Here is a 24,085-nt window from a genome sequence, read left to right as displayed (position 1 = left end):
AATGCATCACATGACTCTGGCCGAGATCGCCCGCGGACTCGCCGATAAAAAGTTTTCTTCCGTAGAGCTGACCACGACCCTGCTGGCGCGCATCGCCCAGCTCGATCCGCAGCTCAACAGCTTCATCAGCCTCACCCAGGACCTGGCTCTGAGCCAGGCCAAGGCCGCCGACGCACGTCGCGCCAACGGTGAGAACGGCGCCCTGCTTGGCGCGCCGATCGCCCACAAAGACCTGTTCTGCACCCAGGGCATCCGCACCAGCTGCGGCTCGAAGATGCTCGACAACTTCAAGGCCCCCTACGACGCCACCGTGGTCGCCAAACTGGCCGCCGCCGGCACCGTGACCCTGGGCAAAACCAACATGGACGAATTCGCCATGGGTTCGGGCAACGAGTCGAGCTTCTACGGCCCGGCCAAAAACCCGTGGAACCTGGAATGCGTGCCGGGCGGCTCGTCCGGCGGTTCGGCCGCAGCAGTTGCCGCGCGCCTGCTGCCTGCCGCCACCGGCACCGATACCGGCGGCTCGATCCGCCAGCCCGCTGCGCTGACCAACCTCACCGGGCTGAAACCGACCTACGGTCGCGTTTCGCGCTGGGGCATGATTGCCTACGCCTCCAGCCTCGATCAGGGCGGCCCGTTGGCGCGCACCGCCGAAGACTGCGCGATCCTGCTGCAAGGCATGGCCGGCTTCGACCCTAACGACTCCACCAGCATCGACGAACCGGTCCCGGACTACAGCGCCAGCCTCAACGGCTCGCTGCAGGGCCTGCGCATCGGCGTGCCCAAGGAATATTTCAGCGCCGGCCTCGACCCGCGTATCGCTGAGCTGATCCACACCAGCGTCAAGGAGCTGGAAAAGCTCGGCGCGGTGATCAAGGAAATCAGCCTGCCGAACATGCAGCACGCGATTCCCGCCTACTACGTGATCGCCCCGGCCGAGGCCTCCTCCAACCTCTCGCGTTTCGACGGCGTGCGCTTCGGCTACCGCTGCGAAAACCCGACCAAGCTTGAAGACCTGTACAAACGCTCCCGCGGCGAAGGCTTCGGCACCGAAGTTCAACGCCGGATCATGGTCGGCGCCTACGCCCTGTCTGCCGGTTACTACGACGCCTACTACTTGAAGGCGCAGAAAATCCGCCGCCTGATCAAGAACGACTTCATGTCTGCCTTTAATGAAGTCGACATCATCCTCGGCCCGACCACGCCCAACCCGGCCTGGAAAATCGGCGCCAAGAGCAGCGACCCGGTCGCTGCGTACCTGGAAGACGTCTACACCATCACTGCCAACCTTGCCGGCCTGCCGGGCTTGTCCATGCCCGCCGGTTTCGTCGACGGCCTGCCGGTTGGCGTGCAGTTGCTCGCTCCTTATTTCCAGGAAGGTCGCCTGTTGAACGTTGCCCACCAGTATCAGCTCAACACTGACTGGCACACCCGCACCCCAACCGGCTTCTGAGGAGACACACATGCAATGGGAAGTCGTGATCGGGCTGGAGATTCATACCCAGCTCACCACTCAATCGAAGATTTTCTCCGGTAGCTCCACCGCCTTCGGTGCCGAGCCCAACACCCAGGCCAGCCTGGTCGACCTGGGCATGCCCGGCGTGCTGCCAGTGCTGAACCAGGAAGCGGTACGCATGGCGGTGATGTTCGGTCTGGCGGTCGACGCCGAGATCGGCCAGCACAACGTGTTCGCGCGTAAAAACTACTTCTACCCGGACCTGCCCAAGGGCTACCAGATCAGCCAGATGGAATTGCCGATCGTGGGCAAGGGCTTCCTGGATATTCCGCTGGAAGACGGCACGGTCAAACGCGTGGGCATCACCCGCGCGCACCTGGAAGAAGACGCCGGCAAAAGCCTGCACGAAGAGTTCAACGGTGCCACCGGCATCGACCTGAACCGTGCCGGCACGCCGTTGCTGGAAATCGTTTCCGAGCCGGACATGCGCAACGCCAAGGAAGCCGTGGCCTATGTCAAGTCGATCCACGCCCTGGTGCGCTACCTGGGCATCTGCGACGGCAACATGGCCGAAGGCTCCCTGCGTTGCGACTGCAACGTGTCGATCCGGCCCAAGGGCCAGGTCGAATTCGGCACCCGCTGCGAGATCAAGAACGTCAACTCGTTCCGCTTCATCGAGAAGGCGATCAACAGCGAAGTCCGCCGCCAGATCGAACTGATCGAAGACGGTGGCAAGGTCATCCAGCAAACCCGCCTGTATGACCCGAACAAGGACGAAACCCGTCCGATGCGCAGCAAGGAAGAAGCCAACGACTACCGTTACTTCCCCGATCCGGACCTGCTGCCGGTGGTGATCGAAGACTCGTTCCTCGATGCCGTGCGCGCCACCCTGCCGGAACTGCCACCGCAAAAACGCGAGCGCTTCCAGGAGCAGTTCGGCCTGTCGGTCTACGATGCCAGCGTGCTGGCGTCGAGCCGTGAGCAGGCGGACTACTTCGAGAAGGTGGTGAAGATTGCCGGTGACGCCAAACTGGCCGCCAACTGGGTCATGGTCGAGTTGGGCAGCCTGTTGAACAAGCAGGGCCTGGAAATCGACGAGGCTCCGGTCTCGGCCGAGCAACTGGGCGGCATGCTGTTGCGGATCAAGGACAACACCATCTCCGGCAAGATTGCCAAGACCGTGTTCGAAGCCATGGCCAATGGCGAAGGCAGTGCTGACGAAATCATCGACAAGCGCGGCCTCAAGCAAGTCACCGACAGCGGCGCCATCTCTGCCGTGCTCGACGAAATGCTCGCGGCCAACGCCGAGCAGGTCGAGCAGTACCGCGCCGCCGATGAAGCCAAGCGCGGCAAGATGTTCGGCTTCTTCGTCGGCCAGGCCATGAAAGCCTCCAAAGGCAAGGCCAACCCGCAACAGGTCAACGAGCTGCTGAAAAGCAAGCTTGAAGGCTGATAGCGGTTTATCGAGCGTGTGCCTGACCCCGGTCATGGCACACGCCCCTGTGGCGACGGAGCCTGCTCCCTCGCCACATTTATTATGCGAGCCCGGTTTATGAAGCGTCTGCTTGGTGCCTGTGCCCTGCTCTCCCTGCTTGCCGGCTGCGCCACCAGCCATGTCATCGACCCACGCGGTTATGACGAAACCGGCACCGCCTCCTATTACGGTGCCCGCCATCATGGCAAACGTACCGCCAGCGGCGAACCCTTCGACCAGCACGGCCTGAGCGCCGCCCATCGCGAGCTGCCCTTCGGCACTCGGGTGCAAGTCACCAATCTGAGCAACGACAAAACCGTGGTGGTGCGCATCAACGACCGCGGGCCCCACACCCGTGGCCGCCTGATCGACCTGTCCCGCGCCGCGGCCGAGCAACTGGGCATGCTGCGCAGCGGCACCGCGCGGGTGCGCGTGCAAGCCCTCAGCGACTGACCGACGGAGCCCTGACCATTTTCGGATTAGCCGATTTACCTCTGCTCAGCCTGGTGCAGCTTGTCAGCGGCCTGATCCTGCTGGTGGCCGGCGCCGAGCTGCTGGTGCGTGCCGCCGTGCGCCTGGCGGCGCGCCTGCATGTGCGGCCACTGATCATCGGCCTGACCATCGTCGCCCTGGGCAGCAGCGCGCCGCAGATGGCGGTCAGCCTGCAGGCGACCCTGGCTGAAAACACCGATATCGCCGTGGGCAGCGTGATCGGCAGCAGCATCTTCAACATCCTGGTCACCCTAGGTCTGTCGGCCCTGATCATCCCGCTGCGGGTCTCGCGGCAACTGGTGCGCCTGGATATCCCGCTGATGATCGGCGCCAGCCTGCTGGTGTTCGTCCTGGCCTACAACGAAGAACTGACCCCGGTCGATGGCCTGATCCTGCTGGCCGCCCTGCTGCTGTACCTGGGCCTGCTGCTGCGCCAGTCGCGCCACAGCGCCCGCCCCCAGGCCGGCGCCGACCACACCGGGCAAGGGCTGCACCCTGCCAGCAGCAACCCACCCTGGGTCAGCAGCCTGCTGTCGATGCTGCTGGGCCTGGGCCTGCTGGCCTTCGCCGGGCACCTGCTGTTGCAGGCGGCGGTGGAAGTGGCCTCCGACCTGGGCTTGTCCGAGCGCATCATCGGCCTGACCGTGATTGCGGTCGGCACCTCGCTGCCGGCGCTGGCCACCTCGCTGATCGCCGCCTTGCGCGGGCAGCGGGATATCGCCGTAGGCAACGTCATCGGCAGCAACCTGTTCAACCTGCTGGGGGTCTTGGGGTTCACCGCCCTGGTGGCACCGATGCCACTGTCGGTCTCGCCCAACGCCCTGGATTTCGACTTGCCGGTGATGCTGGGAGTCGCCGTGCTGTGCCTGCCGGTGTTCTATTCCGGTTACCGGGTGACCCGGGCCGAGGGCTTGCTGTTTCTGGGTTTGTACCTGGCCTATGGGCTGCACGTGGTGTCCTTCACCACCGGCATGCCCCTGGCCGGCAAGCTGGAAAACCTGATGCTGTTTTTCGTCCTGCCGGCGCTGGTGGCCTTTTTGCTATTCAGCTCGCTGCGTGCCTGGCGCCGCCAACACAAGAAAGGAGAAGCACAATGACCGACCCAAAGAAGCCCGGTGTTGAAGTGCGGCGCCAAGTCATGGGCGATGAGTTCGTCGATCGCGCCCTGGGCAACGCCACCGACTTCACCCAACCGCTGCAGGACTTCGTCAATGAACACGCCTGGGGCAGCGTCTGGAACCGCGAGGGCTTGCCGCTCAAGACCCGCAGCCTGATCACCCTGGCCGCGTTGACCGCGCTCAAGTGCCCGCAGGAGCTCAAGGGCCATGTGCGTGGCGCATTGAACAACGGTTGCAGCGTCGAAGAGATTCGCGAGGCACTGCTGCATTGCGCGGTGTATGCCGGAGTGCCGGCGGCCATCGATGCCTTCCGTGCAGCGCAGGAAGTGATCGATACCTATCAGAAGCCCGACTGAGGCCTCGCCGGACTCGGCAATGGGCTGGCGATCAGTCCGTTGCCGGCGTCAAATCCAGCCGCCCCACTGCAACAGGAAGATCCCGATATTGGTGGTCACGGCCGCCATCAGCGTGGTGATGACAATGATCGCCGCCGCCAACTCATGGTTGCCATTGGCAGCGCGCGCCATGACAAAACTGGCGGCCGCCGTGGGGCTGCCGAAGTACAGAAACAGAATCCCCAGCTCCGCCCCGCGAAAGCCGCACAACCAGGCGCCCAATGTCGCCAGCACCGGCAACCCGACCATTTTCACCAGGCTCGAGCTCAGCGCCAGGTCGCCACTTTTGCGCAAGGCTTCCAGCGACAAGGTGCCGCCGATGCAGATCAGGGCCAGGGGCAGCGTCATCTGCGCCAGGTTCTGGCCGGAGCTTTCGAGCCAGCCCGGCAAGCTGATCTGCCAATAAGCAAAGGGCGCCGCCAGCAGCACGCTGATGATCAGCGGGTTGCTGACCACGCTTTTGCAGATGCTCCACGGATCGGACTTGATCACCGGGCTGTAGACCGCCAGGACAATGGTCGACAGCGTGTTGTAGAACAGAATCACCAGCGCCGCGAGCACCGCCCCCAGGGAGATCCCGTACGCGCCATACATGCTCGCCGCCAAGGCCAGGCCGATCACGCCGTTGTTGCCGCGAAACGCGCCCTGGGTATAGATGCCCCGGTCTTCTCGCGGGCAACGCCAGATCGCCCAGCCCCAGGCACCGATAAAACTGAGCAGGGTGGCCACGGCGAAATAGATCAGCAGCCCGGGCTTGAGCGCCGAATGCAGGTCGGCATGGAGGATGCCCAGAAACAACAACGCCGGCATGGTGACGTTGAACACCAGGGCCGACGCGGTATGAATGAAATTGTCGTTGATCCAGCCCACGCGCTTGAGCAGTACGCCAAGAAACAACATCGCAAACACGGGGGCGGTGATGCTCAGTGTTTGAAGAAAAATAGCCAGCATGCGGGGTGAACCTTGAGCCCGTGGTCAGGGCGCCAATGATAAGCCAGTTTCCCGGCCCGGTCTCAGGCCCGGCGCCACCACCGGACCAAAACCCTTCACCCCGGCAGGTGGATCAGGCCATTTGCGCAACACCCGCCTCGGGTTGCCGGGAACGCACCGCCAACACGACCACCACCATGCCCACCGCCGAGACCGCTGCGGCCAGGAAGAACGCCGAGTTGTAGCCGCCACCGTACTGGATCAGCAGGCCGGTCAGGGACGGTGCGGCGATACCCGCCAGGTTCGCCAGCAAATGCACGAAGCCACCGGTGCCGCCCACGCGGTTCTTCGGCACGATGTCCTGGATCAGCGCCCAGCAGATCTGCGGGGTCATGAACAGAAACACGCTGGACACGGTGATGCAGGCCACCGCCATCCCCAGGGACGCGACCTGGGTGGTCAGCAGCACACAGACCGCCGCCACGCCCAGGCCCAGGGTCAGCACGATCTTGCGCGCCAGGATCACATTCCCCAGGCGCCGGCCCAGGCCATCGGCGAAAAAGCCGCCGCCAAGAAAGCCCACCGCCGCGCCCAGCCACGGGATCACACCGATGATGCTCATGCTCTTGATGTCCAGGTGCTGGTAGTCCATCAGGTAGCTGGGCAGCCAGGTGAGGAAGAAATACAGCACGTAGTTGAAGCAGAAAAACGCCATGGCCACGGCCAGTACCGGCACCGAAAAGATGTAATGGGTCAGGCTGCGACCCTCTTCGACGCTCTCGACAATGATGTTGGCGCGGCTCTGGCGAATCAGCTCGCGCTCGGCCTCGGACACTCGCGGATGCTGCTCGGGGGTGTCCTTGAAGAACTTCAGCCACGCCAGCAGCCACAGGCCGCCCAGCACCGCGATCACCACGAAGGAAATCCGCCAGCCGAAATTCAACGCCACCAGGCCGACAATCGGCCCCGCCAGTGCCGCGCCCAGGGGCTGGCCGCAGTTGGTGAAACCGATCGCGCGGCCAGCCTCCTCACGGGGGAACCAGTTGGTGATCGCCTTGTTGGTGGTGGTGCCCATCGGGCCTTCGCCCATGCCGAAAAAGATCCGACAGATCAGCAACTGCACATACCCGGTGATCAGCGCCGTAAGGCCGCAAAACACCGACCAGCCGCCCGCGGCCCAGGCGAACACGCGCTTGGGCCCGAATTTATCCGCCGCATAGCCGCCGATAAAACAGAAGGCGCAGTAGCCGATAAAGAAGCTGCTGAAGATAAAGCCCATTTGCGCGTCATTGATGTTCAGCTCGCCCTTGAGCAGCGGCGCCACCACCGACAACGCAGCGCGGTCGAGGTAGTTGAGCATCCCGGCGAAGAACAGCAGGCCGGCGATTTTCCAGCGGTATTTACCTAACATTTTTGTCGACCCTTATTGTTGTCAGGACAGCACTACAGATTCCACGGTGTAAGCGCCGAGCACCTCGGCGTCAGGCGCGAAGCCCAGCCCCGGCTGCTGCGGCAGGCTCATCTGCGGAGTGAACGCGAGCTGCGGGTACAGCAGGCGCTCGAACTCGATAAAGGGCACCTCAAGGCTGATATCCGCCGGCAGCAGGCTGCACAGATGCGCCACCGCCAACAGCCCGGGACCGAAGTAGAAGCAATGGGGCACGACCTTGACCTGGTAGCGCCGGGCCAGCTCGAAGACCTGGACCATGGCGCTGATACCGCCGATCTTGGCCACGCTCGGTTGGGCGATATCCAGCGCACCTTGCTCGAACATCGCCCGCAGGCCCTGGACCCCGGCGGCGTTTTCCCCGGCAGCGATGGGCACGCCGTGGCTGCGCACCTGAGCCAAGCCATGGGCGTCATCCGGCGGCCAGACCGGCTCTTCGAGCCAGGCCAATTGCAGCGGGCGCAGTTGTCCGGCCATGTCGCTGGCCTGGCTCACGCTCCAGGGGCAATTGACGTCGACCATCAGTTCGCCCTCCTCCACCGGCAACGCCTCACGGGCAGCAGCGATGGCGGCGTAGGTGGTTTCGTGGAGCTTGATCTTGCGAAATCCCTGGCCGCGCGCACGGCGTACCTGGCGCGCCACTTCCTCAGGGTCGTTGCCGTAGCTGACCAGGCTCGCGTACAGCTCCAGGGGCCGGTCTCGGCCGCCGAGCAGCTTGTATAGCGGCTGGCCAGCGCGCTGTGCAGCCAGGTCCCAGAGCGCGATGTCCATTGCCGACAAGGCATAGGTCACCGGTCCGCTGCTGCCAAAGCCATGCAGGGCGCGCCTCGCGGCTTCCAGGGTGTCCTGGAAATTCGCCACGTCACTGCCGAGAAACTGCGGCGCCACCAGGTCGGTCAGGGCCTTGTAGGTCACCGGGTTGCTGCCGTGGCCGAAGGCTTCACCCCAGCCCACCAGGCCGCTGTCGGTGCTGACCTTGAGCATCAGGCTTTCCATGCGCCGATGGCGGGTCGAGGCGGCGTTGAAGGCGTCATCGTCCTGGACCGGCCCGCTGTTACTGCGCTGGGTCGCGCCGGTGCTGAAGGGAATACTCAGCCGAATGACTTCGATGCTGGCGATTTTCACTGCCATGCACTCCTGCTTTTATTGTTGTGGGTGACAAGAACCGGGGTCGCGGCGGGTATCCGGCACCCGCCGCGACAGGCCATCGGCCTCAGGTAATAGGTGCGGGGTTGAACAAGGTGATGTCGTTGTGCAGCTTGTGCTGCTCGGCCCAGGTCTGCTTCTTGCCACTGGCCACGTCCAGGTAGAAGTGGAACAGCTCCCAGCCCAGCTCTTCAATACTGGCGCGGCCGGTGGCGATGCGCCCGGCGTCGATATCGATCAGGTCCGGCCAGCGCTGGGCCAGCTCGGTGCGGGTCGAGACCTTGACCACTGGCGCCATCGCCAAGCCATAGGGCGTACCGCGTCCGGTGGTGAACACGTGCAGGTTCATCCCGGCAGCCAGCTGCAAGGTGCCGCAGACAAAATCGCTGGCCGGCGTCGCGCAAAAGATCAGGCCCTTGCGACTGAAACGCTCGCCCGGGCCCAGCACGCCATTGATCGCGCTGCTGCCGGACTTGACGATGGAGCCCAGGGATTTTTCAACGATGTTCGACAGACCGCCCTTCTTGTTGCCCGGCGTGGTGTTGGCGCTGCGATCCGCCTCGCCCTTGGCCAGGTAGCGGTCGTACCAGTCCATCTCCCGTACCAGCTCGCGGGCCACGGTTTCGGTCTCGGCGCGCGAGGTCAACAGGTAGATGGCATCTCGTACTTCGGTGACTTCGGAAAACATCACCGTTGCCCCCGCTCGCAGCAGCAGGTCCGAGGCATAGCCCAGGGCCGGGTTGGCGGTGATCCCGGAAAACGCGTCACTGCCGCCGCACTGCATGCCCAGGATCAGCTCGGAAGCAGGCACGGTTTCCCGACGCCGCTGGTCGAGCTTCTTCAGGCGCGTTTCGGCCAGCTCCATGATCTGCTCGATCATCTCGGTGAAGCCGTGGCTGGAGTCCTGCAGGCGATACAGCCAGGGCTCGCTGAGGTCCACCGAACTGTCGTTTTCATGCATCACCTGGCCGGCCTGCAACTTCTCGCAGCCCAGGCTGATGACCAGCGCTTCGCCCCCCAGGTTGGGGTTGCGCGCCAGGTTGCGCACGGTGCGGATCGGGATATAGGCATCGGTGGCGGTAATGGCGACGCCGCAGCCGTAGCTGTGGGTCAGGGCCACCACATCATCGACATGGGGGTACTTGGGCAGCAGCTCTTCGCGGATGCGCTTGACCGCATGGTCCAGGACCCCGGTCACACACTGCACGGTGGTGGTGATTCCCAGGATATTGCGCGTGCCGACCGTGCCGTCGGCGTTGCGATAACCCTCGAAGGTGAACCCTTCCAGCGCAGCCTGGGCCGGCGGCACCTCGGTGGACAGCGGCAGGCTGTCCAGGGGCGGCGCGGTCGGCATGCGCAGTTGGTCTTCCTTGACCCAACTGCCGCGGGGGATTGGCTGCAAGGCATAACCGATGGTCTGGCCATAGCGAATCACCTGGCCGCCTTCGGGGATATCCACCAGCGTCACCTTGTGGCTCTGCGGCACAAAATCCACGGTCACCAGGCCATCGGCAAACTCGGTGCCGGCCGGCACGCCCTGGTCGTTGACCACAATCACAACGTTGTCCAGCTCGTGCAGGCGGATGTAGCGCGGCGAGTCTGAATGTTCAATCAACTGCATGACGCCGCCCCTTCAGGAATGTGCGTGGGAAAGTTTGCTCAACTCGGGGCCGTCGCTTGGCGGCTCCTTGAGCACCACTCGTTTGATCGGGCCAACGATCACCAGGTAGCTGAACACCGCCACCAGCGCGTTGCAGCCGACAAACACCAGGGCCCACTTGAACGAACCGGTGGAACTGATGATGTAGCCAATCACGATCGGCGTGGTGATCGAGGCGATATTGCCGAACATATTGAACAGTCCGCCACTCAGGCCGGCGATCTGTTTTGGCGAGGTGTCCGACACCACTGCCCAGCCCAGGGCGCCCACGCCCTTGCCGAAGAACGCCAGGGCCATGAAGCCGACCACCATCCATTCGATGTCCACGTAGTTGCAGGCCACGATGCTGCTGGACACCAGCAGCCCGGCAATGATCGGCGCCTTGCGCGCGAACGTCAGCGAGTGCCCCTTGCGCAGCAGGTAATCGGAGATCACCCCACCCAGCACGCCTCCGATAAAGCCGCAGATGGCCGGCAGGGAAGCGATGAAACCCGCCTTGAGGATCGTCATGCCGCGCTCCTGCACCAGGTACACCGGGAACCAGGTCAGGAAGAAGTAGGTGATGCCGTTGATGCAGTACTGGCCCAGGTACACCCCGAGCATCATGCGGTTGGTCAGCAACTGGCGCACGTAGTCCCATTTCGGGCCATCGGTGCGTTTGCCTGCGACCTTGTCCTGGTCCATGTCGACCATGCCGCCGTTGTCGGCGATGTGCTTGAACTCGGCCTCGTTGATCATCGGGTGCTGGCGCGGGCTGTGGATAATTTTCAGCCAGATCAGCGAAAACACGATGCCGATCCCGCCCATCACGATAAACACGTGCTGCCAGCCAAAGCGGTAGACGATCCAGCCCATCAACGGCGCGAACAGCACCGTGGCGAAATACTGCGCCGAGTTGAAGATCGCCGACGCCGTACCGCGTTCGGCGGTGGGAAACCAGGCGGCAACGATCCGCGCATTGCCGGGGAAGGATGGCGCCTCGGCCAGGCCCACCAGGAAGCGCAGCATGAACAGCGCCACCACCGCAGTGGAAACCCCGAACTCACCGACATAGCCTTGCAGCACGGTGAACAGCGACCAGGTAAAAATGCTCAGGGCATAGACTTTTTTCGAGCCGAAACGATCGAGCAGCCAGCCACCGGGAATTTGCCCGGCCACATAGGCCCAACCGAATGCAGAGAAGATGTAGCCCAGGGTGACGGCGTCGATACCCAGGTCTTTTTGCAGGCTGGAACCCGCGATGGCGATAGTGGCACGGTCGGCGTAATTGATCGTGGTCACCAGGAACAGCATAAGCAGGATCAAATAGCGGACGTGAGTCGGCTTGGTCGCTTGCATTTGGATGTACTCCCACTATTTATTTTTATGCGGGTAATCACGTTGTGCTGCAGGCGCCGACGAAGCGGCCCCTGCAGATCCAGCCTTTACGATCCGATGTAAGCCGTCTTGACCACGGTGTAGAACTCCTGCGCGTAGCGACCCTGCTCGCGGGAACCGTAGGACGAACCTTTGCGACCACCGAACGGCACGTGGTAGTCGACGCCGGCGGTCGGCAGGTTGACCATCACCATCCCCGCCTGGGAGTGGCGCTTGAAGTGATTGGCATACTTCAGCGAGGTGGTGGCGATGCCTGCCGACAAACCGAATTCGGTGTCGTTGGCCATGGCCAGCGCCGCCTCGTAGTCGGCGACACGCACCACGTTGGCCACCGGGCCGAAGATCTCTTCGCGGCTGATGCGCATCGAGGCCTCGCTGTCGGCAAACAGAGTCGGGGCCAGGAAGTAGCCTTCGGTGTCGCAGGTCACCAGCGCGCCACCACTGACCAGGCGTGCACCTTCGGACTGGCCGATATCGATGTACTTCAGGTCCTGCTCCAGTTGCGACTGGGACACTACCGGGCCGATATCGGTGCCGGCTTTCAGGGCATGGCCGACCTTGATCGACTGCATGCGCTCGGCCATCGCAGCAACGAACTTATCGTGAATGCCCGCGGTGACAATCAGCCGGCTCGACGCCGTGCAACGCTGGCCAGTGGAATAGAACGCGCTCTGCACCGCCAGCTCCACCGCCTGCTTGAGGTCGGCGTCGTCGAGGATGATCTGCGGGTTCTTGCCGCCCATCTCCAGCTGCACCTTGGCCTGGCGCGCCACGCAGTTGACGGCGATCTGCCGCCCTACGCCCACCGAGCCGGTAAAGCTGATGCCGTCGACTTTCGGGCTGTTGACGATGGCGTCGCCCACCAGGCGGCCGCTGCCCATCACCAGGTTGAACACCCCAGCCGGGAAGCCGGCGCGGGAAATGATTTCCGCCAGGGCCCAGGCGCAACCCGGCACCAGGTCGGCAGGCTTGAGCACCACACAGTTGCCGTAGGCCAAGGCCGGGGCGATCTTCCAGGCCGGGATCGCGATCGGGAAGTTCCACGGCGTGATCAGGCCCACCACACCCAGGGCTTCGCGGGTCACTTCGACGTTGACGCCCGGGCGCACCGAGGGCAGGTAATCGCCCGACAGGCGCAGGCACTCACCGGCGAAGAACTTGAAAATGTTACCGGCACGCGCCACTTCACCGATGGCTTCGGGCAGGGTCTTGCCCTCTTCCCGGGCCAGCAGGGTGCCGAGCTCTTCACGGCGGGCGAGGATCTCGCTGCCGACTTTGTCCAGCGCATCGCTGCGCGCCTGGATGCCCGAGGTCGACCAGGCCGGGAACGCCGCACGCGCTGCGTCGATGGCGGCATGCACCTGGGCCAGGTCGGCCTTGGCGTACTCGCCGATCACCTCGGACAGGTCCGACGGGTTGATATTGGTGGAGTAGTCGGCGCCGGCAACCCATTGGCCGCCGATGTAGTTATCGAATCGTTTTGCCTCTGCCACGAAGTCACTCCTCACACAAAATTCTGTACGTAAAAGGCCGCTGATTACTCAGCGGCCCCGGATCAATTACTGCGCACCCTGAGCGTCGATCAACGCCGCCAGTGCTTCGTATTCTTCCGGCAGCAGATCGGTCAGCGGGGCCCGTACCGGGCCTGCGTCGTGACCGACGATTTTCGCCCCGGCCTTGACGATGCTCACTGCGTAACCGGCTTTGCGGTTACGGATATCCAGGTAAGGCAGGAAGAAGTCATCGATGATCTTGCCGACCATAGCGTGATCATCACGGGCAATGGCGTGGTAGAAATCCATCGCGGTTTTCGGGATGAAGTTGAACACCGCCGAGGAGTAAACCGGCACGCCCAGGGCCTTGTAGGCCGCGGCATAGACTTCAGCGGTCGGCAGGCCGCCGAGGTAGCTGAAGCGATCGCCCAGACGACGGCGGATCGACACCATCAACTCGATGTCGCCCAGGCCGTCCTTGTAGCCGATCAGGTTCGGGCAACGCTCGGCCAGGCGCTCCAGCAGCGGCGCGTTGAGGCGGCAGACGTTGCGGTTGTAGACCACGACGCCGATTTTTACCGATTTGCACACGGCCTCAACGTGGGCCGCAACCCCGTCCTGGCTGGCTTCGGTCAGGTAGTGCGGCAGCAACAGCAGGCCCTTGGCCCCCAGGCGCTCGGCCTCTTGGGCGTATTCGATGGCCTGGCGGGTCGAACCGCCAACACCGGCAAGAATCGGCACGCTGGTGGCGCAGGTATCGACCGCAGTCTTGATGACTTCCGAATACTCACTGGCTGCCAGGGAGAAGAACTCGCCAGTGCCGCCCGCGGCGAACAGCGCCGAGGCGCCGTAAGGGGCGAGCCATTCGAGACGCTTGATGTAGCCCGCGCGATGGAAGTCGCCCTGAGCATTGAAGTCGGTGACCGGGAAAGACAACAGGCCATGGGAGAGGATGGACTTCAGTTCTTGTGGATTCATTATTCGAACACCCTGGGAAACATTGTGATGGAAAAGACCTCAGGCTTGGCTGAAGTTGTAGGTCATCGTACAACTAAAAATATAATCGTCAACTGCATTTCGTCGTTACAAAGAAAATTGATCGGCTCGCCTGCGGCTCCTTGACGAGCCAATGATTTCATCTAAGCTCGATTTAACTGTATATCCATACAGTTAAATAGTGACCTGAACGATGACATATCAAGGAGCTAGAAATGTCAGCACTCTCAACCCCCCTGCCGCAACAAGCATCGCTTGCCGGCAAAATCGCGGCCGATCTCGACCAGCTGTTCAGCGAACAGGGCCTGGCCATCAACGGCGATGGCGACAGCCTGCTGCTGCGCGTCGCCCCTCACCACAGCCGCAAACATTCGCCTCCCAGGCCGCCGGGCACACCACCGGAAAACCCGCTGAAACCCAAGCCCCAGTTGCGTTTCGAAGGTGGCGAGCACACCGCTATCGGCGACAACACCTGGTTGCGCTTCGCCGCGGATGCCCCGCCGATTGCTGCCTCCCAGGTCGAATTGCACCTGCCCAATGGCCTGGCACTGACCTATGGCCAGGTGGTGGCGCTGGGCGGTGACTTCTACGGCATCCCCGACCGACCGATCAGCGAAGGCGCTTCGGCGGTGGAGCGCGTGCAGCGTTTCAGCGCGGCCTTCAACTCCCTGGCGGTCCTGCCGGCGTCGAAAGACGAAGCGCGGCAGATCCTCGCGGTGATGCAGAAAGAAATCGTCGCCACTCACCAGGCGATCCGCGATGGCAAGCAGCCCCATGAGGCGTATGACGCCCTTGGAGATACGTTGTCTGAAGAGTGGAACCGGATTACCGGCGGTGGCAGCGTGGTCTCGCCGATGCTGCCCCTGGGGCGCTACCTGAAGTTGGCGGCGAACAACGCCGACCACTTTGGCGAGTGGGCAAAGCTTGCCTACATCGCCGGGCACAGCGCGGCACTGGAGCAGGCGCGATTGGCTCATGGCAGCGCCGACACCCAACCGTTGGAGCTGGCCTATGCAATGAACGCCTTTGCCGATCACTACCTCACCGACCTGTTCTCCGCAGGCCACCTGCGGGTGCCGCGCAAACAACTGGCGGCGGTGGTCACCCCCAGTGACCTGGGTTCGCTGATTACCCGCTTCATGCACGACGAAGACAGCAAGTTCGGCCTCAATGTCCGCAACGCCCGAGGCGAGCAATGGCACGCCTATGGCGACAAGCGTTACTTCGACACCGTCGACCAGCGCAATCGCCAGCAGGTGCAACGGGCCGTGCAGAGCTCGGCCGATGAAATCTTCGCCTGCTACCAGAGTGGCAACCCGGCGGCGCCTGCCAGCTTCGCCGCGCTGCAAGGGCTGCCGGACCTGCAAGCGGTCTCCAGCCCTGGTGCCAACTTCTCGCCCCTGTTCGTGACCCAGGGCGACAAGGTGCTGCGCCGCAGCGACGTCAATAACCTCAACGACAGCAAGACCGTCGACAACTGGTGGGGCTGGAGCACCTATCTGCTGCTGACCCACTACACACCCAACAAACCCGCCGGCTACCTCGAAGCGCCAACGGCAGCGCCGACCATCCTGGCCGACGGCTGGCAAAGCCAGACGCCGAGCGAACCCAACTGGCTACCGGGCAATGCCGTGCGCTACGCCATCAGCGAAAGCCAGGGGCTCAGCGAGTCGTACACCGGCCACTGGTCGGCCTATGCCCAACTCAGTGACCGTTTCCAGCCAACCCTGGGCATTGCCGCAGCCTCAGGCAGCAGCCTGACACGCAACGTTTACCGGCAATTTCTTGGGGGTTCGCCCGAGCTGATCGCCAGTATCGACGCCAGTTCCAGCACCTTTATCGACCGCATTGCCTGACAAGGACCTCACCATGAGTATCAACCTGACACTGCAACTGGCCTCCGGCCAATCTCTCCAGGGCGCGCCCCTGGAACTGCTGTCCAACGGCGTAGCGATTGCCCGCGCGCAGGTGGCCGCCGACGGCAAAGTGACGTTCGACACCTCAGCCCACGAGGGCCAACTGGCCGTGAGAGTCGACCGATCGATTCTGCAAAGCGCTTGATCCGCTAAAAAGCATCGCGGGCAAGGCCGCCCCCTACAACCGGTAGGGGGCGAGCTTGCCCGCGATGTCATTGCGCCCGAAGCTTGATCAGCGGCGCCTGCTGGAGAAATGGCCTAGCCGCGCTGCGCTTCTGCCTCCTCGTGGGCATGACGCAGGCGTTCGCGGCTGTTGGTCAGGTGCAAACGCATCGCCGCACGGGCTGCATCCGAATCCTGGCGGGCGATGGCTTCATAAATCTCTTCATGCTCGCGGCTCAGGCGCCCCATGTAGTGCTTCTGGTCATCGTGGGCCAGGCGCGCCGAGTTGAGCCGGGTCCGCGGAATGATGCTGGTACCCAGGTGGGTCATGATGTCGGTGAAATAGCGGTTGCCGGTGGACAGCGCGATTTGCAGGTGAAACTGGAAGTCAGAGGCGACAGCATCGCTGTCATGGGCTGCGCTTTCATTCAACGCATCCAGTGCCGCGCGCATGGCGGCCAGTTGCTCATCGCTGCGACGCAGTGCGGCGAGCCCTGCCGACTCCACTTCGAGGCTGATGCGCAGCTCGAGGATCGCCAGCACATCACGCAGGGTGACCACGGTGGCCGGGTCGATTCGAAAACCGCTGGGGCTTGGGGTGTCCAGAACAAAGGTACCGATACCGTGGCGGGTTTCCACCTGCCCCGCCGCCTGCAAGCGGGAGATCGCCTCGCGGACCACGGTCCGGCTGACGCCGTGGGCTTCCATGATCGCCGACTCGGTCGGCAACTTGTCACCGCGCTTGAGCAGCCCATCACGGATCTGTTCGGACAGCACCGTGACCAGCTCCTGCGCCAGGCTACGGCGCTTGCGGGGTAGGCGGGGCGCGGTGTTGAGGTTTTCCATGGTGGGCATCTTTTTAGGCAACTGAGAACGCATCATAGCTCAGCTTAGTTGTACGATCACCGTCCAGCGTAAACCCTGTCTTATTCGACAGGAAAAAGGACAGCCGTTGAGGTCAAGCACGCCGGCCAGCACCTGGGTGCCGACCGGCGCAGGCGATGCTAGGCCAGCATCGACTGTTCGATCAGTTGTCCGTGCTCGATCCGGATGTGCCGAGGATGGAAGCGCTTGAGGCTGCTGCGGTGACCAACGCTGACAATACTCAAGCCTGGCAGTTGATCAATCAGCGCCTGGTAGAGCGTCGCCTCGTCTTCTTCGTCCATGGCGGATGTGGCTTCGTCCATGTACAGCCAGGTCGGCGCATAGAGCAATGCACGGGCAAAGGCCAGGCGCTGCTGCTCGCCGGGAGACAACATGCGCTGCCAGTGATTGCTTTCGTCCAGGCGTGATACCAGGTGCGGCAGGCGGCAGGTTTCCAACACTTGCACGTAGCGTTCGTGAGGGTAGGTGTCGCCCGACTGTGGATAACTCAAGGCTTCACGCAGGCTACCAATGGGCAAGTAAGGTTTTTGCGGTAAAAACAGATAACGCTGGTCCGGCATGCGAATACTGCCGTGACCCGCAGGCCACAAGCGCCCCATCGCCCGCAACAACGTGCTTTTGCCACTGCCGGAACGACCGCTGAGCATCAGGCGCTCGCCGGGGGCAACGCTCATTTCGGCCCCTTCCAGCAGGTTGCGGCCATCTGCCAAGTCCAGCCCAAGGTCATGCACCTTCAGCTCGCCGCCTTCGTTTTGCACATCGATGGCCGGGGTGCGCTCTTCGTTTTCGCTCATGGCCTGGCGGAAGCTCAACAGACGATCACAGGTCGCGCGCCACGCGGCCAGGTCGGAGTACGCCGAAATAAACCAGCTGAAGTTCTCCTGCACATTGCCGAACGCCGAGTTGATTTGCATCAGCTCACCCAGCTCGATCTTCCCAGCGAAGTAACGCGGGGCTGCGACGATAAACGGGAAGATGACGGCAATCTGGCCATAGCCGGCGGTGAAGAAGGTCAGACGCTTGGAGACCTTCATGATGTCCCAGAAGTTGTGCCAGACCATGCCGAAGCGTGCGCTCAGGCGCCGGTTCTCGTTGCTCTCGCCGTTGTACAGGGCAATGCTCTCGGCGTTTTCACGAACTCGGACCATGGAGAAACGCAGGTCGGCTTCAAACCGTTGTTGATTGTTATTGAGGCCGATCAGGCGTCGACCGATCAGGTGCGTCAGCCAACTGCCGACGGCGGCGTACACCAGCGCGCACCAGAACATATAGCCGGGAATGGTGTAGCCGTAGACCTCGATGCTGCCCGAAACGCCCCAGAGGATGATGGAAAACGACACCAGGCTGACCACCGTGCGGATCAGCCCCAGGCCAAGGCTCAGGGTATTGCTTGTGAAGCTGTTGAGGTCTTCGGAAATCCGCTGGTCCGGGTTGTCGGTGTAACCACCCTGCTCCAGTTGGTAGTAGTTTTTATTGCCGAGCCAGCGGGCGAAGTGTTTCTCGGTCAGCCAGGCCCGCCAGCGAATGGTCAGCATCTGAGTCAGGTAAAGGCGATACACCGCACCAAGAATCGCCACGGCGGCAATCCCGCAGAAATACAGGATCAGGTGCCAGAACGCCGCTTCGTCCTTCTTTTGCAGGGCGTTGTAGAAATCCTTGTACCAACTGTTGATCCACACCGAGATCGCCACGCTGAACAGCGACAGGGCGATCACCGCAATCAGCAGCAGCCAGGCCTTGCCCTTCTCCTCGCTGCGCCAGTATGGCGTGACCATCGCCCAGACCCGTCGGAAAAACTGCCCGCGCACAGTATCGTTGACCGCGGAATATTCAGCGTTCTGATTCATCGTTGTGGCTCGGTAGGGAAGGGGCAAGCTCTGAGCCGATCATAGTTGATCGGCTGGCTTTTTCACGATGCCTTGCGGACATTCGTTCAGGCGCGGTTCAGCGGCGTACCGGGCGCTTCTGCAACTTGCGCTGCAAGGTGCGCCGATGCATGCCCAGGGCGCGGGCAGTGGCGGAGATGTTGCCTTCATGCTCGGTCAGCACACGCTGGATGTGCTCCCACTGCAGGCGGTCCACCGACATCGGGTTTTCCGGCACCAGGGTGTCCAGGTCGGCGTGTTCGGAGAGCAGCGCGGCCAGCACATCGTCGGCATCCGCCGGCTTGCACAGGTAATTGCAGGCACCGCGCTTGATCGCCTCGACAGCGGTGGCGATGCTCGAATAGCCGGTCAGGATCAGCACGCGCATTTCCGGATCCAGCTCAAGCAGCTTGGGCAGCAGCACCAGGCCGGAGTCGCCGTCCATTTTCAGGTCCAGCGCGGCATAGTCCGGCAAGTCCTGCTGAGCGATGGTCAGGCCTTCTTCGGCAGAACCTGCGGTGCTGACGCGAAAACCGCGACGGCTCATGGCGCGGGCCATTACGCGGGTAAAAGTAGCGTCGTCGTCCACCAGCAATAGATGCGGCAGCTCTTCGCCTTCGACTTGGGGTTCGTCACTCATCTTGGTCTCCTCGGGCGACACGGGGCAGGCGCAGCTCGGTAAGCGTGCCACCTTCCTCATGACTGTAGAGTTTCACTGAGCCACCGGCGCGGGTCACGCTGGCCTTGCTCAAAAACAGGCCCAGGCCGAAACCTTTGCCCTTGGTGGTAAAAAACGGCTTGCCGATCTGCTCGGCGATGGCCAAGGGTACGCCGGGACCGTGGTCACGAATACTGATGGTCAGGTTTTCCTCGTCCCAGTCCAGGCGGACTTCCAGCCCTTCGGGGCAGGCATCGGCGGCATTGTTCAGCAGATTGAGCAAGGCCTGGGTCAGGTCCGGCGGCGGCGCCAGGCGCGGCACCGGTCCCTGGCCCAGCAGCAGGAAGCGATAACTGGCTTCGGGGCGCATCAGGTGCCAGCGGTTCAAGGCTTCATCCAGCCACTGGGTGACTTCCTGCATCTCCACCGCCAGGCGCCGATTGGCTTCGGCGGCGCGCACCAGTTGCTGCAGGGTTTCCTTGCACAGCTTGACCTGGTCCTGAAGCACGCTCAGGTCGTCCTGCAACAGCGGATCGGGATGGTCCTGGCGCATTTCCTTGAGCAACACGCTCATGGTCGCCAACGGTGTACCCAACTCATGGGCGGCACCGGCGGCCTGGGTGGCCACGGCCAGCAATTGCTGGTCCCGCAGGCCCTCTTCACGACGGATCGCCCGTAGCTCTTCCTGGCGGCGCAACTCTTCGGCCATGCGCGCGGCGAAAAAGGTGATCACCGCCGCGGCCAGGGCAAAACTCAGCCACATGCCGTAGATCTGCAGGTTTTCCCGGGCGATGGGGAAGGTCTGCAGCGGGTAGAACTGCGCCAGCAGCAGGGTGTACATGGTCAGCGCGATACCGGAGAGAATCACCGAGTAACGCCATGGCAGGGTCACGGCGGCGATGGTCAGCGGCACCAGGTAATAGGAGACGAAAGGGTTGGTCGACCCCCCCGAGAAATACAGCAGCGCGCTGTGGATAAACAGGTCGCAGGCCAGCTGCACCGCGTACTCCAACTCAGTGACCGGCCATGAGGTACGCAGCCGAATCGCCGTGAAGGCGCAGAGGATCATCGAAAAGCCGAGGGTCACCGCCAGTTGCAGCCAGGGCAGCGGCAGCAGGTCAAACCAGTAGGCAAGCCCCACCGAACCGGCCTGGGCAGCCAGGACCAGGGTGCGGATAAAGGTCAGGCGCCAGAGGTTCTGGCGAGTGGCGGAAAGCAATTGTACGGGGGCGAGCATGAGCTCTCCTGATGAGCGCTCCAGGCGGATCGCGACGAGTATAACCAAGCAGCACGCCCCGCAGGCAAAACTGCGGCAAAGCGTCACAGAAAAGCAGTGGCAAGCGCCAAGTTTTAAGCTACAAGCCTAGGGGTTCTCAACTGGCAGCCTGGCGCTTGAAACTTGCCGCTGCCCAATACTGTCTGATGGTTTCACGCAGGAACGGGACCGTCACCTGTGGACCGTACTCAAGGAGTTTTCATGCATACATTCCGTCGCAGCGCCGCCCTTCTCGCCCTCAGCATCGGCTCCATCGCCAGCCTGCCGGCGCTGGCCGCCGATGAACTGCATTACAACCAGATCGCCCTGCGCGCCGAAGTCAGCCAGGAAGTGGCGCGCGACCTGATGATCGTCACCCTGTACAGCGAAGCCCAGGATGCCGATCCGGCCAAGCTGGCGGCGCAGATCACCACCACCATGAACAAGGCCCTGGGCCAGGCTCGTCAGGTCAAGGACATCACCTTGCGCCAGGGCAGCCGCAACAGCTACCCGATCTATGACACCAAGGGCCAGAAAATCACTGGCTGGCGCGAGCGCGCTGAATTGCGCCTGGAAAGCTCGGACTTCGCCGCCCTGTCCAAGCTCACCGGCGAGATGCTCGGCGACCTGAAAATGGCCGGCATGGACTTCGCCATCGCCGACCCGACCCGCAAGACCAGCGAAGACGCCCTGCTCAAGGACGCGGTCAACGCCTTCAAGGCCCGCGCCCAACTGGCCACCGACGCCCTGGGCGGCAAGGGTTACAAAATCGTCAACCTGAACCTCAACAGCAACGGTTATCCACAGCCGTACATGCGCGCACCGATGATGATGAAAGCGGCCAGCATGGATTCGGCGCCGGTGACCCCGGAAGTCGAGGCCGGCACCAGCCAGGTCAGCATGACCGCCGATGGCTCGATTGAAGTCTTGATGCAATAAGCGGTTGCCGGACCTGCCGCCCGGCGGGTCCGGCTCACCACACAAGCCGCCTGCGGCTCGGGCGGCTTACTGCAGCTTGCGCATGATATTGCTGAGCCGAGCCTGGCTGGCCAGGGTGCAGCCCATGGCGAAATCAGATTCCAGCATCTGGCGCTCCATCGCGTTGCGGCACACCTCGAGCACCGCGCTCAACGCGTCGGGATTCAGCCCGTACCAATAAATCAGTTTCACTCGGTAGGGTGCCTGGTTGAAGCGTTCCAGACGCTCCTGCCGCTCTTTTTCCTCAGACCGCTGCCGCAGCGTCATGGCGGCCAGATTCGCGTTGTTGCACCAGCTGTAATGCGGTTTGTTCTTGACCGAGTCGCACGCCCGAAGTGTGCTGAATAGGCGAGAAGTGTCCTCAAGAAACCACGCAACGGGCGGCGACTTCTCTTCACTGCAACCTGCCAGCAGCAGGCACCCAGCCACCATCCACCCTCTAACACCCATGATCCTGCCTGCCCCTGTCCCTTTGACGAAAAATGCCTGCCCCGGGCCGTGATCAGCAAACCGGTCTATCCATAACCTGGCAGCGTCCAGCTCCCCTTTTCCCCCTTGCTCCCTGGGAGCGCGCAACTTTACTAGGCTTGGTCTGGAATAACGACGCGGTTGTTTTGGTTATGAGCTGCTAACCAACCCGCTGTTTCTGATTCAACCCGGCAGCGGTAATCTCATGCCTGCCTTTTTCGCCCTGGCCGCTCTGGCCCGGTCATCACTAGGGGACTTCATGGACACGATTGTCTTTAAACCGCTGCTGCTCGCCGCCAGCCTGCTGGCCTGTGCGCCCCTCGCCCAGGCCGCCTCGACCCTGGTCTATTGCTCGGAAGCCAGCCCGGCCGGCTTTGACCCGAGCCAATACACCAGCGGCACCGACTTCGACGCCTCGGCCGAGACCGTGTTCAACCGCCTGACCCAGTTCAAGCGCGGCGCAACCGAAGTCGAGCCGGGCCTGGCCACCTCCTGGGATGTGTCCAAGGACGGCCTGAGCTACACCTTTCACCTGCGCGAAGGGGTGAAATTCCACAGCACCGACTACTTCACCCCCAGCCGCGACTTCAACGCCGACGACGTGCTGTTTACCTTTCAGCGCCTGCTCGACCCTGAAAACCCGTTCCGCAAGGCCTACCCCTCGGAGTCGCCGTACTTCACCGACATGGGCCTGAACACCACGATCAAGAGCATCGACAAGGTCGACGAGCACAGCGTGCGCTTCAGCCTGAACAACGTCGACGCCGCCTTTGTGCAAAACCTGGCCATGAGTTTTGCCTCGATCCAGTCCGCCGAATACGCCGCGCAGCTACTCAAGCAGGGCAAGGCCGCCGACCTCAACCAGAAACCGATCGGCACCGGGCCATTCGTGTTCAAGCGCTATCAGAAGGATTCGCAGATTCGCTTCACCGGCAACACCGCCTACTGGAAACCCGAGGACGTGAAGCTCGACAACCTGATCTTCTCGATCACCCCCGACGCGGCGGTACGTTTGCAGAAGCTCAAGGCCGGTGAATGCCAGGTCAGCGGTTACCCGCGCCCGGCCGATATCGAAGTGATGGAAAAAGACCCCAACCTGCGGGTGCTCCAGCAGCCCGGCTTCAACCTCGGGTTTCTCGCCTACAACGTGACCCACCCACCGCTGGACCAGCTCAAGGTGCGCCAGGCCCTGGACATGGCCATCGACAAGCCGGCCATCATCAAGGCGGTGTACCAGAGCGCCGGGCAACTGGCGCAGAACGCCCTGCCACCGGCGCAATGGTCATTCGACCCGAACATCAAGGACGCGCCCCACGACCCGGCCAAGGCCCGCGCCCTGCTCAAGGAAGCCGGAGTGGCACCGGGTACGACCCTCAACCTGTGGGCCATGACCGTGCAGCGGGCGTCCAACCCCAATGCGCGGATGTCGGCACAGATGATCCAGGAGGATTGGGCCAAGGTCGGGATCAAGGCCAATATCGTCAGCTATGAATGGGGCGAGTACATCAAGCGCGCCAAGAACGGCGAGCATGACGTGATGATCTACGGCTGGACCGGCGACAACGGCGACCCGGACAACTGGCTCGGCGTGCTCTACAGCTGCGCAGCGGTCAAAGGCAGCAATTACGCCAAATGGTGCGACCCGGCCTACGACCAGTTAGTGCAAAAGGCCAAGCTGAGCAGCGATCGCGACGAACGCATCAAGCTCTACCAGCAGGCGCAACTGATCCTCAAACAGCAAATGCCGATCACTCCGATCGCCAACTCCACGGTGTTCCAGCCGCTGCGCAAGGAAGTGCAGGACTTCAAGATCAGCCCGTTCGGCCTCACGCCGTTCTACGGCGTCAGCCTGAATAAATAACCCTCAAGCGTGAACCAACCGGGTGCGTCAGACGCCCCGGTTGTGCTGTTTTG

At 62.7% G+C, this 24,085-nt stretch carries 21 protein-coding genes; 9 read left to right on the top strand and 12 right to left on the bottom strand.

Features of this window, described 5'->3' with window-relative positions; genetic code table 11:
- The first annotated feature begins 1 nt into the window (after nt 1).
- The 5 genes from gatA (at nt 2) to MF4836_RS07545 (ending at nt 4,896) form a co-directional block, all read left to right on the top strand.
- Entirely contained in the window at nt 2-1,453 is a 1,452-nt protein-coding gene (gene gatA / locus MF4836_RS07565; RefSeq protein WP_078469834.1) for an Asp-tRNA(Asn)/Glu-tRNA(Gln) amidotransferase subunit GatA, read from the top strand.
- A gap of 10 nt (nt 1,454-1,463) precedes the next feature.
- Nucleotides 1,464-2,909, top strand: a complete 1,446-nt coding sequence (gene gatB / locus MF4836_RS07560; RefSeq protein WP_078469833.1) for an Asp-tRNA(Asn)/Glu-tRNA(Gln) amidotransferase subunit GatB — start codon at nt 1,464-1,466, stop codon at nt 2,907-2,909.
- 99 nt (nt 2,910-3,008) lie between these two features.
- Entirely contained in the window at nt 3,009-3,383 is a 375-nt protein-coding gene (locus tag MF4836_RS07555) for a septal ring lytic transglycosylase RlpA family protein (protein WP_078469832.1), read from the top strand.
- 50 nt (nt 3,384-3,433) lie between these two features.
- Entirely contained in the window at nt 3,434-4,519 is a 1,086-nt protein-coding gene (locus MF4836_RS07550; protein WP_078469831.1) for a calcium/sodium antiporter, read from the top strand.
- Nucleotides 4,516-4,896 (top strand): carboxymuconolactone decarboxylase family protein, encoded by a 381-nt coding sequence (locus MF4836_RS07545; protein WP_078469830.1) that lies wholly within the window; start codon nt 4,516-4,518, stop codon nt 4,894-4,896. Before MF4836_RS07550 ends, MF4836_RS07545 begins: the two co-directional genes overlap by 4 nt.
- A gap of 48 nt (nt 4,897-4,944) precedes the next feature.
- On the opposite strand, the gene MF4836_RS07540 is transcribed toward MF4836_RS07545, so the two are convergent.
- The 7 genes from MF4836_RS07540 to kdgD form a co-directional block, all read right to left on the bottom strand.
- The gene (locus MF4836_RS07540) at nt 4,945-5,886 is read right to left on the bottom strand and encodes an AEC family transporter (RefSeq protein ID WP_078469829.1); all 942 of its coding nucleotides are present in this window, start codon (nt 5,884-5,886) and stop codon (nt 4,945-4,947) included.
- Between the two features lie 112 nt (nt 5,887-5,998).
- Nucleotides 5,999-7,276: an MFS transporter gene (locus MF4836_RS07535; protein ID WP_020297116.1), complete on the bottom strand. Its 1,278-nt coding sequence runs from the start codon at nt 7,274-7,276 to the stop codon at nt 5,999-6,001.
- A 21-nt stretch (nt 7,277-7,297) separates the two neighbouring features.
- On the bottom strand, nt 7,298-8,443 hold the full coding sequence (locus MF4836_RS07530) for a mandelate racemase/muconate lactonizing enzyme family protein (protein ID WP_238596134.1): 1,146 nt from the start codon (nt 8,441-8,443) through the stop codon (nt 7,298-7,300).
- An 82-nt stretch (nt 8,444-8,525) separates the two neighbouring features.
- Complete coding sequence (gene garD / locus MF4836_RS07525; RefSeq protein ID WP_078469828.1) at nt 8,526-10,079, bottom strand: galactarate dehydratase; 1,554 nt, start codon at nt 10,077-10,079, stop codon at nt 8,526-8,528.
- A gap of 12 nt (nt 10,080-10,091) precedes the next feature.
- Complete coding sequence (locus tag MF4836_RS07520) at nt 10,092-11,456, bottom strand: MFS transporter (protein ID WP_078469827.1); 1,365 nt, start codon at nt 11,454-11,456, stop codon at nt 10,092-10,094.
- Between the two features lie 86 nt (nt 11,457-11,542).
- Nucleotides 11,543-12,988 (bottom strand): aldehyde dehydrogenase family protein, encoded by a 1,446-nt coding sequence (locus tag MF4836_RS07515; RefSeq protein ID WP_020297112.1) that lies wholly within the window; start codon nt 12,986-12,988, stop codon nt 11,543-11,545.
- 66 nt (nt 12,989-13,054) lie between these two features.
- Complete coding sequence (gene kdgD, locus MF4836_RS07510) at nt 13,055-13,966, bottom strand: 5-dehydro-4-deoxyglucarate dehydratase (protein WP_078469826.1); 912 nt, start codon at nt 13,964-13,966, stop codon at nt 13,055-13,057.
- A gap of 233 nt (nt 13,967-14,199) precedes the next feature.
- On the opposite strand from kdgD, the gene MF4836_RS07505 reads away from it, so the two are divergent.
- Together MF4836_RS07505 and MF4836_RS07500 are read left to right on the top strand one after the other, a co-directional pair.
- Nucleotides 14,200-15,840 carry a phospholipase gene (locus MF4836_RS07505; protein ID WP_078469825.1) on the top strand — a complete coding sequence of 547 codons (1,641 nt, stop codon included), beginning with the start codon at nt 14,200-14,202 and terminating at the stop codon, nt 15,838-15,840.
- 13 nt (nt 15,841-15,853) lie between these two features.
- Nucleotides 15,854-16,045, top strand: a complete 192-nt coding sequence (locus tag MF4836_RS07500) for a hypothetical protein (protein WP_078469824.1) — start codon at nt 15,854-15,856, stop codon at nt 16,043-16,045.
- 113 nt (nt 16,046-16,158) lie between these two features.
- Here the strand turns inward: MF4836_RS07500 and MF4836_RS07495 are convergent, their stop codons facing one another.
- The 4 genes from MF4836_RS07495 to MF4836_RS07480 form a co-directional block, all read right to left on the bottom strand.
- Nucleotides 16,159-16,908 (bottom strand): FadR/GntR family transcriptional regulator, encoded by a 750-nt coding sequence (locus tag MF4836_RS07495; protein ID WP_078469823.1) that lies wholly within the window; start codon nt 16,906-16,908, stop codon nt 16,159-16,161.
- A 158-nt stretch (nt 16,909-17,066) separates the two neighbouring features.
- Nucleotides 17,067-18,794 carry an ABC transporter ATP-binding protein/permease gene (locus tag MF4836_RS07490; RefSeq protein ID WP_078469822.1) on the bottom strand — a complete coding sequence of 576 codons (1,728 nt, stop codon included), beginning with the start codon at nt 18,792-18,794 and terminating at the stop codon, nt 17,067-17,069.
- Nucleotides 18,795-18,891: 97 nt separating this feature from the next.
- Nucleotides 18,892-19,452, bottom strand: coding sequence for a response regulator transcription factor (locus MF4836_RS07485; RefSeq protein ID WP_020297106.1), 561 nt, complete (start codon nt 19,450-19,452; stop codon nt 18,892-18,894).
- Entirely contained in the window at nt 19,445-20,707 is a 1,263-nt protein-coding gene (locus MF4836_RS07480) for an ATP-binding protein (RefSeq protein ID WP_020297105.1), read from the bottom strand. The genes MF4836_RS07485 and MF4836_RS07480 overlap by 8 nt, the downstream gene beginning before the upstream one ends.
- Nucleotides 20,708-20,947: 240 nt before the next feature.
- Between MF4836_RS07480 and MF4836_RS07475 the strand changes: the two genes are divergently transcribed.
- Nucleotides 20,948-21,664 (top strand): SIMPL domain-containing protein, encoded by a 717-nt coding sequence (locus MF4836_RS07475; protein ID WP_078469821.1) that lies wholly within the window; start codon nt 20,948-20,950, stop codon nt 21,662-21,664.
- Nucleotides 21,665-21,730: 66 nt separating this feature from the next.
- On the opposite strand, the gene MF4836_RS07470 is transcribed toward MF4836_RS07475, so the two are convergent.
- Nucleotides 21,731-22,135, bottom strand: a complete 405-nt coding sequence (locus MF4836_RS07470; RefSeq protein ID WP_078469820.1) for a hypothetical protein — start codon at nt 22,133-22,135, stop codon at nt 21,731-21,733.
- Between the two features lie 295 nt (nt 22,136-22,430).
- On the opposite strand from MF4836_RS07470, the gene MF4836_RS07465 reads away from it, so the two are divergent.
- Nucleotides 22,431-24,032 carry an ABC transporter substrate-binding protein gene (locus MF4836_RS07465; RefSeq protein ID WP_078469819.1) on the top strand — a complete coding sequence of 534 codons (1,602 nt, stop codon included), beginning with the start codon at nt 22,431-22,433 and terminating at the stop codon, nt 24,030-24,032.
- Nucleotides 24,033-24,085 lie beyond the last annotated feature (53 nt).

The sequence above is a fragment of the Pseudomonas sp. MF4836 genome (genome assembly GCF_002018875.1).
GTDB lineage: Bacteria > Pseudomonadota > Gammaproteobacteria > Pseudomonadales > Pseudomonadaceae > Aquipseudomonas.
This window is presented reverse-complemented; position numbering and strand designations above follow the sequence as displayed.